The organism is Kaistella sp. CFF1-2 (assembly GCF_059509915.1).
Map to the genome: position 1 here is coordinate 934,276 of NZ_JCAKLF010000001.1, position 12,129 is coordinate 946,404.

The window sequence follows — 12,129 nt, forward strand, 5'->3', positions numbered from 1 at the left end:
CCCGATAAAATTATTAGAAATCTAATTTACTTCTTTACAAAAACGTAAGCTCCTGTAAAATCGTTAAAATAGATTGTGTACGTTCCTGCTTTCACCGGAATATTATCTCCACCTGGAGTTCCCGTTCCGAATAACTCAGACTTCGATCCCCAGTTTACATCCCAAGAATTGTTTGCACGGAATTTTGCTTCACCGTCCTTCAAAACAACGTTAGAAATCACCCATAAATGACTGTCTGTTGCAGATTTTGTCATTGCCGTACTGCTGTCCCAAGAATTTGGTGTCGCATCTCCGATGATTCCAACTGTAGCATATGCCGTTGTTGTAGGAATAACTTCTGTCAATGTGTACGTTAACGTACTTACATTCAACGTTAGTTTATAATATCCGTCTTTAGCGACAGGAATATTTCCTGAACCACCACTAGCACTTAATTGTCCAGCAGCGTCTCCAAGACCGTATTGGTTATCCCAACTTCCTCTTGTTTTGATTAATTTGAAACCTCCTGCTTTGAAGAATCCTGAATACGTGTAAACCGTAGGAGTTACTCGAGAATTCAATAATGGATACATTAAATCGTTGGTTGCTGCATTATCCCATCCAGCAGCCGTTGCATCACCAATTAGATACAAGAATACATTGCTTTCGAAAGGGGTTACTTTAACCGTTACTAGGTCTGAAACTAAATCAATTGTTCCACCTGTAGATTTTGTTGAAGCACCTACTTTTAAATCATATTCTGCTGCTGTACCCGGAATTCCTCCCAGTTTCAAAACAGCATCATTTAATTGCGATTGCGTTAAAGCCAATTCTTTAACATTCGTAGATGTTCCTAAAACTTGGAAGGCTGTTGTACCTTTTTTCGCAATTGAAAGTGTATAAACAACATCAACACCATACGATTGGTAATCTGACCAAGTGAATTTTGGAAGATTCTCCGCCGCTTTATCTACTGCTAAAACCAAGGCTGTTCCCGCTGTAGGAGCTGTAATAATTGGTTTTTTCACAGGATAAGGTGTTACATCAAAAGAAATTGCATTTGAATTTCCTGCAGCCGACTCTACTCTTACGAACACTTTTTGCGCTTTATACGGATTAACTCCCGCTTGCAACATCGCCGTGTTTAACGCTCCGATATTCGTTTTATATGAATTGGTATCTGATTTTCCTAATTCAACTTTAGAAGCAAAATCTTCTGTTGACGAAACAACCACTGTAAAAGGTGCTCCCGTAGTAGCTTCCCAAGACAAAATAAATGGGTTATTTGCCATTGTTGCGTACAACACATTTGCTCCCAAAGTGGTATCATTCAACTTGAAAGTAGCTTCTGGTGTCGTCCAATCTCTATCTGCATCATCCGTACAAGCGATAATCGCCACAGCCGCCAATAGAGGTAATATGAATAATTTAAATATATTTTTCATGTGTAATCCGCTTATTTGATTGTATAAGTACCTTCCTTAATGTTTACAGAAATGGTATATGATTTTCCACCACCATTGAATTTAACGTTACCGTTATCTCCTTTTGGTCCTAAGAAACCTGTATTTCCAGCATTATCTTTCATGATGTTACCCCATTCTAAATTACCCCAATCTTTTTGACCTAGGAATTTGAATTCGGCACCATCAGCAATCGTTGTTGTGTACTCATAAACACCATCCGATACTTTAGCCATTGGGATTGCGTTTCCAGCATTCCAATCATTTCCTGCAACACTTCCTACTAAGTAAATCTCCGTAAAGTTATACGTTGGAATTGCAGAAGCCGTAGCTGTTAACGTATGTTTCCCTTCCGTAGCGTCAATAACAATTTTGTAAATACCACTTTCTCCTGAGAATGTCATATTCTCATCGTCTCCCGCAGATTTTGCAATATTGTCAGAAACTGATTTAAAGTATTTATATCCGTCTTTCGTTGCAGATGCATCAATACTATAGTTGATTGGATTCCACGCTTTTTGACCTAAGAATCTAAAGTTTTTCCCTTTTTCTAAATACGTGTAAATTGTATTTTTATATTCCGTTTGGAATAAAAGAATCGCTTTCGTTTCTGACCAGCCAATCGCAGAAGCTTCCCCTACAAGGTAGAAATCTGGATAGTCAATAATCACCACATACGGCGTAATCGTTAAAGGAGTTACATTAGAAGTTGATGCAAGAGAGTCGTTTCCAAGATAAGAAACCACACGTACAAACATTTTCTGTGCAACATCCGGAACCAAACCGATATCACCTGCCGCTTTATTCATTTGGCTTACCGTAAAACTTGTAACAGACTCTGATCCGGAAACCGTTGCTAATGTTACTGGAGTTTTGAAATCTTCTGTTTTTGATACCTCAACTCTGTATTTGACTTCTACAGGAACCGAATATTTAGCAGGTTCCCAATTAACTGTCAACACAGGATTTTCTGGAAAGTTTTGATCTAAGAAAATCTTATCCGTAGAAAGATCCATCACAATCGGAGCGCCCGAATTATCAACGGTAATCAGCTCACGATCGTCGCACGAGATGATACCTAAAAGCATCACCAAGGCAAGGAAAAATTTATTAAAAATTGATTGTTTCATTTTTTGTAAAATTTGTTATTAGTACCCTGGATTCTGAACTAAATTAGAGTTCACCACCATTTCGTTATTCGGGATTGGGAAAAGGTTTCTGTAGTCTTCTACAGCAGCACCATTTTTCGTATTTCCTTTCCAAGGCCATAAATAAGCCGAAGTTGTAAATCTTCCGTAACGAATAAGGTCGGTTCTTCTTGTCATTTCCCAAGAAAGTTCTCGAGATCTTTCATCCAAAATAAAATTCAAGTTAATCGCTGCAACGGTACTTGCTTTTGCACGAGTTCTCAGTTGATTAACATATCCTAATGCTTTAGAAGCATCACCACCACCACCTCTAAGGTTGGCTTCAGCGTACATTAAATAAACATCAGCTAGACGATAAACAGCTAAATCTGCTTCAACCCAGTTGTCATGAGAACCAGCTTTGCCATCGCTTTTAATGTTTTTATACTTGATAAATGCATATCCATCCGTAAAGCTTCCCAAATCATTGATTTCCAATGTTTGTCCGCTCTTATGGAAACGACCTCTTGCATCAGCAGCCTCAAAACGGTTAACAAAAGATGACGTGGTACGTAGACCACCCCAACCTCCGTTGACACCGAAAAGCGCTGGATCCATATTTCCACCAATAGCAGCGTGAACTAAGAAAGTTGTTCCACCATTGGTTTGTGTTTTCTGACCGTCATAAACGATAGAGAAAATATTTTCTGGATTGTTTACATTGTTATCCGCCAAGAATAAATTCTCATATTTCGGATTCAAAGAATATCCAGAATTGATTACTTTATCTGCATACGTAATAACATCTTGATTACGCTCTGTTCCTGAATATACTTTAGCATTCAAATACAATCTTGCAAGAAGCGTCCAAGCCGCTGCCTGATCTACTCTTCCGTACAGATTTGATTTTGGAGCTTTCAATTCGTTTGAAGTTGCCAATAATTCGGATTCAACGAATTTAAATAATTCTGGACGCATAATCTGTTTTGGAACCGCTTGACCTGGAGTCATTGTTTCATCTACAAAAGGAACGTTTCCATACAAATCTAACAAATGATAATATGCTTGTGCTCTTAAGAAACGAGCTTCTGCACGCATTACTTTCGCTTCTTCAAGATTTGCTCCAGAAATTCCGTTTGCTGCTAAACGCTCATCCGTTGTATTACGCATAAACTCATTGGTAAACGCAATTTCTGTATACAATCTGTAAAACATTGCGTTGTTGAATTCATTCGTTGGCGTCCAAATCATTTTATGGAATTCGTGTAACGTACCGTCATTCCATCCGATTACCGCTTCATCCGTGGTTACTACTTGCATGATATACATCAAACGCATGTAGTTTGAGAATCCACCATCAATATCAGCGATATCTCCGCCACCATCTCCACCTTCTTGTCCACCAACAGCTAATCCGCCGTAAAGTTTCGCCAAAAGGTTGTTATAATTATTAAAATCTTTGAAAAGACTTGCTGAGGTAAGTTCTGTAATTGGCTCTTGTTTCAGATCGTCAACACAAGACGTCATCGTCAAAGAAAGCCCAAGAACTACGGCAGCTATTGATTTTTTATAGAATCTAAAATTTTTCATTGCTTACTTTTTAAAATTGGAAGTTTAATCCTAACGAATACACTTTTGGTCTTTGGTAGAAACCGTTATCGATATTTCCGAAGATTTCAGGATCTACACCTGAATATTTCGTTACAACGAATACGTTTTGAGCCATACCAAACACACGAAGGTTGCTTCCAGAACCGAATACATCACCAAAGTTGTATCCTACTGTTAAATTATCCATTCTCAAGAACGATGCATTTTCTACGAAAATATCACTCCAATATTGTGGAGCTCTGAATCCGTATCCAGCCGCTGTAGAAGAGATATTTTGCAAATATTCGTTTGTTGCAATACTCTGAATTGTAGATTGTGATGCAAAGTTATTGTACACGTAATTCCCTATTACTGCTCTTAAAGCTGTAGAGAAATCCCAGTTTTTGTATTTCACTTTTGTTGAGAAACCAAACGTTGCATCTGGAGTTGTTGATTTGTAGAAATATTTGTCTCCATCTGCAGAAACTTTTCCGTCTCCGTTACGATCTACATAAACACCCTCTAGAGGCTTTCCATTGGCATCATAAACTTGTTGATACACATAGAATCCGAAAGGTGTGTATCCTACGGCATGTCCTTGAACCGTATTACCTGTACCACCAGAAATTCCACCAACTTGGTTTACATAACCGTCTTCCACTTGTCCAGAGAACGATGTGATTTTCGGATTATAATGTGCTGCATTAAAGCTAAAATCCCAAGTTGTCGTTTCATTTTTAACTGGAGTTACATTCAACACAAATTCAAATCCATCAGTTTCCATTTCACCAATGTTCTTGTTGTTTCTGTTAGAAAATTCTCCCGCAGGTACTGCAACATTAGCAAGCAAGTTCACTGTATTTTTCTTAAACCAATCAAATGAACCAGAGATTCTATTATTCAAGAAACCATAATCTAAACCGGCATTAACCGTTTTTGTCGTTTCCCAAGTTAGATTCGGGTTGTACTGAGTTGGACGGTACATGAAATAGAAATCGTCTCCAAATCCGTATTGAGCCGTTCCTTGCGAAATATTATACGATGGGAACGAGTTATACCAACCACCAATTTCTTGCTGACCAGTTTCTCCATAACCTGCTCTTAATTTCAAATCTGAAAATACTTTTGAACCTTCCATAAAACTTTCGTTCATGATTTTCCAAGCTCCAGAAACAGAGGTAAACGTCCCCCACATATTGCTGGTATCGTCTGTTCCGTTGTAGAATCTTGAAGTTCCATCACGACGAACTGCTCCTGTAAGGATATATTTGTCTGCAATCGTGAAAATTGCTCTTCCGTAGAAACCTAATAAAGTTAATTCTCCTTCGTAACGGTTACTAGAAACTGGTAACTTTTCAGGATTCCCAAAAGACGTTGTCGCAACAGGAACCACATTTGTGAAGTTTTGATATGAATATCCAGCCATTAAATCAACCTTCGTGTTGATTGCTGTAACATTCTTCACGTAATTCAAATACGTTTCAATTAACTTGTTCGTTTTTTCTTGGGTATAATCTCTTCTTGTACTCACGTTGTTAGAAGCAACTACACCGGCATAGTTAGGAAATTCGGTAACCCCTCCTGTTCCTTTTTGATAATCGTAACCAGCATTAACATTCCAATGCAAATCTGGCAAGAAATGGAATTTATAATCCAATTGTAAACTTGCAATACCTCTAAATACGGTAGACATATCTTTTCTTCCGTAAAGCGATCCTAGTGGGTTTCTTGTTGCATTAACATTCAAAAGATCAGCAGTTTGCCACCACTCCCAATAATTAGCAACTCGATTTCCACGTGCTGATTGATCATACACCTCCTGAGTAGGGTCAAAATATTGAGAAGCACCAATAACGCCTGCATTAAAGCGGTTTTCTGTCATGGTACCTTTCAAATTCGCCGTTACACTCAGGTGGTTATCGAAGAATTTCGGAGTCAAATTCAAACCAACGGAAGTTCTTCTAAACTCGTTCGTTCTAATAATCCCGTTTTGCTCGTTATATCCTAATGATAAACGATACGGTAATTTTTTTATTCCACCAGAAATAGCCAAGTTATTATCCGTTCCCCAAGCTGTTTGGAAAACGAGATCTTGCCAATTGGTGCTTGCATTTCCTAGTTTGTCAATGTAGTTTTGTGAAGCATTTGCTTTTACAAATTCTCTAAACTCATCACCGCTTAATACACCAAGGTTACCCATTTTCGTTGAAACGGAACCTGTTGTAGAAAAGCTAATTTTCATTTTTCCAGAAGATCCTCTTTTCGTCGTAATTAAGATTACACCATTAGAAGCTCTGTTACCGTAGATTGCAGCAGATGAAGCATCCTTCAAAATACTGAATGACTCAATATCATCTGGGTTAATTAATGCCAATGCATTACTAGCACCACTAACACCTGCGAAATCCATTGGGATACCATCAATAACAATTAGCGGGTCGTTGGATGCACTTAAAGAAGCACCACCACGAATACGAATTGTAGATCCAGATCCAGGATTACCACCGTTACCAGTTACCGTCACACCCGGAGCTTTACCTTGGATCAATTGATCTGCAGAGGTAGAACCACCGTTAAAATCTTTCGAAGAAATGGATGCGATAGAACCTGTAAGGTCTTCTTTCTTTTGCTTACCATAACCAATAAGAACAACTTCTTCGATTTTTGTCTCTTTCGATGTTGTATCGGCTACTTGTGCATTCATCAGTGATCCTGCCAATAGGAAAGCAGGAGCAACCTTCAAAACTTTAGAATAGTTTCTCACAAATAATAATTTTTGGGGATTAATAATCAATTTTTTCTTTTAACGTTCCAAAAAAATTGGTCTCCCAATTTATAAATATTTTAATATACATTAAAAAAAATTAACATTACATATATCATCCCTGAATAATATGCATAACCACGTTGAGATAATGCGTATTTTACTATAATTTTCGTACATTATAGTACAAATTTTTTCCACCAAGGAATCTTAAAAACGATTAAATATTAAACAATTGTTTAACAAATAGAACCTGAAAATTCCATTTTCTCATACTAAATTATCCAAACAATCGTTCTCGCTACTTTTCTGCGATGTCGTATATTTGCATAAAATTGGAAATAGAATAATGTCAAACAGAAAAATGATAACCGCGGCGTTGCCTTACGCCAATGGACCTGTTCATATAGGGCATTTGGCTGGTGTGTATGTACCGGCGGATGTTTACGCAAGATTTCAAAGACGATTAGGACAAGATGTTGCGTTTATTTGCGGATCCGATGAACACGGGATTCCCATCACGATTCGTGCAAAAAAAGAAGGCGTTACCCCTCAAGATATTGTTGATAAATACCATGGAATCATCAAAAAATCATTTGAAGATTTAGGAATTTCATTTGACGAATACTCAAGAACAACTTCGAAGAAACATTATGAAGTGAGTCAGGATTTCTTTACGAATCTCTATTCCAACAACAAGTTTTTAGAAGAAGTTTCGGAGCAATATTTTGATGAACAAGCAAATGAATTCCTAGCCGATCGTTATATCGTAGGAACGTGCCCGAATTGCGGTAACGACAATGCATATGGTGATCAGTGTGAAAAATGCGGTTCTACCCTTTCGCCATCGGAGTTGATTAATCCAAAATCGATGTTGAGTGGAAACGTGCCCGTTCTGAAGCCAACAAAAAACTGGTATTTACCTTTGAATGACTACGAAAATTTCTTGAATGAATGGATTATCGAAGGTCATAAAAACGATTGGAAACCCAATGTTTACGGACAAGTTAAATCTTGGTTAAGCGAAGGTTTGAAGCCTCGTGCGATGACTAGAGATTTAAACTGGGGCGTTCCTGTTCCGCTTCCTGATGCAGATGGAAAGGTGCTTTATGTTTGGTTTGATGCACCAATTGGTTACATTTCGTTCACTCAAGAATGGGCAGAAAAGAATGGAAAAAATTGGAAAGATTATTGGCAAAACCCAGAATCTGATTTAATTCACTTTATTGGAAAAGATAATATTGTGTTTCATTGTATTATTTTCCCTGCCATGATGAAAGCTCACGGCGATTATATTATGCCAACCAATGTTCCTGCGTTCGAATTTTTGAATTTAGAAAATGAGAAGATTTCAACTTCAAGAAATTGGGCAGTCTGGGCACATGAATATGTTGAAGAATTCCCAGGACAGCAAGATGTTTTGCGTTATGCATTGCTTTCTTCGGCTCCTGAAACCAAGGACAATAACTTCACTTGGAAGGATTTCCAAACCAAAAACAATTCAGAATTGGTGGGGATTTTCGGTAACTTCATCAACAGAGTTGCAGTTTTAATTCATAAATATTATGATGGTGTTATTCCGCAAGGCGATGCGAATGCTCCAGAATTAAATGAAATTTCCAAAGCTGCGAGAGAAATTCACGAATTCTTAGACAAATTCGAATTCCGAAATGCATTAACTGCTTTGATGAATTTGGCTCGATTTGGAAATCAATATCTACAGACCGAAGAACCTTGGAAAACCATTAAAGACAATCCTGAAAAAACAGCACAATCGTTGTTTGTTGGAGCTCAAATTGCGGTTGCATTGGCTCAACTTTCAGAACCGTTTATGCCATTTAGCTCAGAAAAATTACTACACATGTTCCAAGTGGAAAAAGCATCTTGGACAACCGTTGAAAACAACAAAGTGCTTGTAGAAGCTGGACATAAAATTAATGAAGCGGAACTTTTGTTCTCGAAAATTGAAGATGACGTGATTGTCGCTCAAATCGAAAAATTAGAGAATACAAAGCAAAATAATAAGAAAACCAATCCCAACGCCAACCCAATGAAAGACGAAATTACGTTTGATGATTTTACAAAAATCGATCTAAGAACAGCAACAATTATTGAAGCTGAAAAAGTAGAAAAAGCAGATAAATTATTAAAACTAACCGTTGATACAGGTGTGGATGTACGAACTGTAGTTTCTGGAATTGCAGAAAGCTTTACACCAGAAGAAGTTGTTGGAAAGCAAGTGATGATTTTGTTGAATTTGGCGCCACGAAAAATCCGCGGTATCGAATCTCAAGGAATGTTATTGCTTACAACAAAAGAAGACGGTAAATTATCTTTTGTAACGCCTGATGATTCTGTACAAAACGGAATTGAAATCGGGTAAACAAAAAATACTATTTTAAAATACGAAAAGTTCTCAAAAACGATGTTTTGAGAACTTTTTTATTAATTTAGTTCAACCAAAATGGAACGACATGAGAAAAATCGATCAACTTTTTGCAGAGTATGGTGAAAGCCACCAAAACACAACGAACAAACTGATTCATTGGATTTGTGTCCCACTCATTTTTTGGACAATTTTAGGCTTTATATCGATTATTCCTGCGCCACATTTGTGTTTTTCTTATTACGGATGCATTAGCATTGCAAGTCTTGTAGCAATCATTTTGGTCAGTCTTTTCTATATACGATTGTCGCCGCTCATCACATTCGTCATGGTTTTTGTGATGTTGATTATGGAATATTTCGCATATCAAGTAAATATTTCTTGGGGACATCAATCGTGGATTGTTTTCCTCAGCGTTTTTGTAGTGACTTGGATTTTGCAATTTGTTGGTCATAAAGTGGAAGGAAAAAAACCGAGCTTTTTGAAAGACCTTCAATTTCTGTTGGTTGGCCCAGCTTGGCTATTGAGTTTTATTCTAAAAAAATTAAATATCAACTATTAATATCAAAAAAAACGGAGAATAAGTCTCCGTTTTTATTTTCTTATGTTTCTAAATTACTCGTTGTAATGGGATTTAACATCATTTAAAACTACATCGGGATTAGAATCTGTAGAAGTTCCCAAAGTAATATTTAAATTTTTGTATTGCGGTGTATCCAAAAGATAATTTCGTAATTCTTCTTGTGCAATTCCAGGTCCTGTAACATATAAATCAACGGAGTTGGTAATTGCTTTTTCGATTTCTTTATAAAATTTTACCTTGTTTGTTTTCTCAGCATTATTCGCTGCGTTTTCATTTGAATTCCCGTGTTGCACATCCGCTTTTAACGTATCAGAAACATTCCATTCGGTCACTTCAAAATCGTTATGGTTTTTTACAACAACTGCTTTTGTTTGGTCTATCCAAAGACCCGCTAATTTTTTATCAGACATAATTTTATGATTTTAATTATCCAAGAATCATCAATTATCATGCAAAGCATATCATAATACTTGTTAAAAAATAAGTAAAGAAGTTATTATATAAAAAGAAGCCCCAACAATATAAAACTGTTGGAGCTTCCGTGAAAAAAAACAAGGATTTTATATATTACTAACACCACCGGCATCTTTCAGCTGGTTGATGGTTTCTTTCAGTAATTTTTGTTCTCTTCTTCGGCGTCTTGCGATGTAGGATTTCCCTTTCAAAACTCGAATTAAACGAACTTCGGTATGTTTTATTCTTCCAAAATGATGGAAATAAATATAAATCAGAATGAAAAATCCTGCGATACTTACCAAGCCAAGAAGCTTTTTATTGGCAACGAGAATGGCATTTAACTGGATGGCTTTCAAATTAGCCATTGCCGCTTGCGGATTTAAAATCATACTGTCCATATGAACTGCCAAATCGCCAACCGCCTGAACTTGAAATTGATATTGAATCCACGAAAACGCCGCTGAAAACAAGCCAATCGTGATAAACGAACGCCAACATAAAACGAATCCGAATGCCGGCAAAAGGTCATTAACATCCAACTTATCCATCGCGTAATACCAAACCCCGATGAAAAGACTACACATGCCGTAACCTTTTAAAAACATCGGAAGATACCAACGTTCAAAATTCATTTCAGGAACCATGGAAAAATAAAGGATGATGCTAAACATCAGCATTGCGCCAAATCCAGAAAAAATGAACATTCTAAGATTAAATTCTTTTTTGAACCAATACAAAGCCACAATTGCAGCCGCAATAAGTCCAGGAATCATCAAAAGATTCAATTTCGCATTCGTCATTTGATCGTATTGAAGAACACCCAACGCAAAGGTATTTTGCATCGATCCAAGCGCCATGTACATTCCTAAACAAAATAACATGAAAAGCCCATGCTGAACGTTATTCTTTTTAAAAATATTAAATGATAAAAATGGACGTTTTAGATGGGATTGACGGGCAATCAGCAAGACTAAGCTCACGACAAAACCAATGGAATTCCATACGATATACGGCGAATTGAACCAATCTTGTTGTTTCCCGAAAGACAGTACATAAGCCAACATAAAAAACGTTGCCACAAACATCAACATACTCATCCAATCGATGTAATACAACGGCATTTTGAGTGCGAATCGTTTATCATGCATGAAAATCCAGCTCATCAGCGCCAAAATCAAACATGTAACCGCTGTTAGAATATAAAAATATTCCCAATTGTAGAGGATCGAAAATTCGACCACGTAATAATTCGCCAACTGTGAAAGTACGAGCACAAAACCGTACAACATGCTGTAAAATGCGCCACGACTGGGCACCATCATCATAAGCGGCAGCATAAATTCCATAACAACAGCCATCTTTAAAAACCCGATCAAAAGGGAATTAATAACGATAATCCACGGATTTTCGGTTGTCCCACTAATGAATAATAACGCGGCTAAAGCAATTAAAATAAAAGTGACTTTATCTCGAATTTTGAAACGCATTTTTAGTCGAATAGCAATCGGCATCACCGCGCCCATCCCAATGGATGAAACGAAATTCGCCATCATATAATATTCTGTCATGGATCCCGAATCACTCGCCATAAAAGCGATGTTTCCCGTGTAAATCCCGCCCATTGGCATCAGAATACCTGCGAAAAGTATCACCAGTAAAAGCTGGACAGGTTTCGGAACCCAATCATTAAATAATCCTTTATTGTACATTGTTGTTTTTTAGATGTTAGAAATTAGAGATCAGATGCTAGACTTAAGATTTCAGATTTATAATTCTTACAT

General features: G+C 37.2%; 8 protein-coding genes. 2 read left to right on the forward strand and 6 right to left on the reverse strand.

Annotated features, from left to right (window positions below; genetic code table 11):
• Positions 1-26: 26 nt before the first annotated feature.
• From AC5XHR_RS04315 to AC5XHR_RS04330, 4 genes are read right to left on the reverse strand one after another with little or no spacing between them, the layout of a single operon-like run.
• A complete protein-coding gene (locus AC5XHR_RS04315) occupies positions 27-1,424 on the reverse strand; it encodes a SusE domain-containing protein (RefSeq protein ID WP_495949544.1) in 1,398 nt (465 codons plus the stop codon).
• Between the two features lie 11 nt (positions 1,425-1,435).
• The gene (locus tag AC5XHR_RS04320; protein ID WP_495949545.1) at positions 1,436-2,572 is read right to left on the reverse strand and encodes a SusE domain-containing protein; all 1,137 of its coding nucleotides are present in this window, start codon (positions 2,570-2,572) and stop codon (positions 1,436-1,438) included.
• A gap of 18 nt (positions 2,573-2,590) precedes the next feature.
• Positions 2,591-4,159 (reverse strand): RagB/SusD family nutrient uptake outer membrane protein, encoded by a 1,569-nt coding sequence (locus tag AC5XHR_RS04325; protein ID WP_495949546.1) that lies wholly within the window; start codon positions 4,157-4,159, stop codon positions 2,591-2,593.
• Positions 4,160-4,169: 10 nt separating this feature from the next.
• Positions 4,170-6,923 carry a SusC/RagA family TonB-linked outer membrane protein gene (locus tag AC5XHR_RS04330; protein ID WP_495949547.1) on the reverse strand — a complete coding sequence of 918 codons (2,754 nt, stop codon included), beginning with the start codon at positions 6,921-6,923 and terminating at the stop codon, positions 4,170-4,172.
• A 349-nt stretch (positions 6,924-7,272) separates the two neighbouring features.
• Here AC5XHR_RS04330 and metG point away from each other — a divergent pair, with 349 nt between their 5' ends.
• Complete coding sequence (gene metG / locus AC5XHR_RS04335; protein ID WP_495949548.1) at positions 7,273-9,306, forward strand: methionine--tRNA ligase; 2,034 nt, start codon at positions 7,273-7,275, stop codon at positions 9,304-9,306.
• A 91-nt stretch (positions 9,307-9,397) separates the two neighbouring features.
• Positions 9,398-9,871 (forward strand): Mpo1 family 2-hydroxy fatty acid dioxygenase, encoded by a 474-nt coding sequence (locus AC5XHR_RS04340; RefSeq protein WP_495949549.1) that lies wholly within the window; start codon positions 9,398-9,400, stop codon positions 9,869-9,871.
• A gap of 53 nt (positions 9,872-9,924) precedes the next feature.
• Here the strand turns inward: AC5XHR_RS04340 and AC5XHR_RS04345 are convergent, their stop codons facing one another.
• Together AC5XHR_RS04345 and AC5XHR_RS04350 are read right to left on the reverse strand one after the other, a co-directional pair.
• Positions 9,925-10,302: a hypothetical protein gene (locus AC5XHR_RS04345; RefSeq protein ID WP_495949550.1), complete on the reverse strand. Its 378-nt coding sequence runs from the start codon at positions 10,300-10,302 to the stop codon at positions 9,925-9,927.
• A gap of 150 nt (positions 10,303-10,452) precedes the next feature.
• The gene (locus AC5XHR_RS04350; RefSeq protein WP_495949551.1) at positions 10,453-12,057 is read right to left on the reverse strand and encodes an efflux MFS transporter permease; all 1,605 of its coding nucleotides are present in this window, start codon (positions 12,055-12,057) and stop codon (positions 10,453-10,455) included.
• Positions 12,058-12,129 lie beyond the last annotated feature (72 nt).

Bases quoted from the DNA above. Each gene is read 5' to 3' on its own strand.
- AC5XHR_RS04315 (WP_495949544.1), bottom strand. From the start codon at position 1,424: ATGAAAAATATATTTAAATTATTCATATTACCTCTATTGGCGGCTGTG.
- AC5XHR_RS04320 (WP_495949545.1), bottom strand. From the start codon at position 2,572: ATGAAACAATCAATTTTTAATAAATTTTTCCTTGCCTTGGTGATGCTT.
- AC5XHR_RS04325 (WP_495949546.1), bottom strand. From the start codon at position 4,159: ATGAAAAATTTTAGATTCTATAAAAAATCAATAGCTGCCGTAGTTCTT.
- metG (WP_495949548.1), top strand. From the start codon at position 7,273: ATGTCAAACAGAAAAATGATAACCGCGGCGTTGCCTTACGCCAATGGA.
- AC5XHR_RS04340 (WP_495949549.1), top strand. From the start codon at position 9,398: ATGAGAAAAATCGATCAACTTTTTGCAGAGTATGGTGAAAGCCACCAA.
- AC5XHR_RS04345 (WP_495949550.1), bottom strand. From the start codon at position 10,302: ATGTCTGATAAAAAATTAGCGGGTCTTTGGATAGACCAAACAAAAGCA.
- AC5XHR_RS04350 (WP_495949551.1), bottom strand. From the start codon at position 12,057: ATGTACAATAAAGGATTATTTAATGATTGGGTTCCGAAACCTGTCCAG.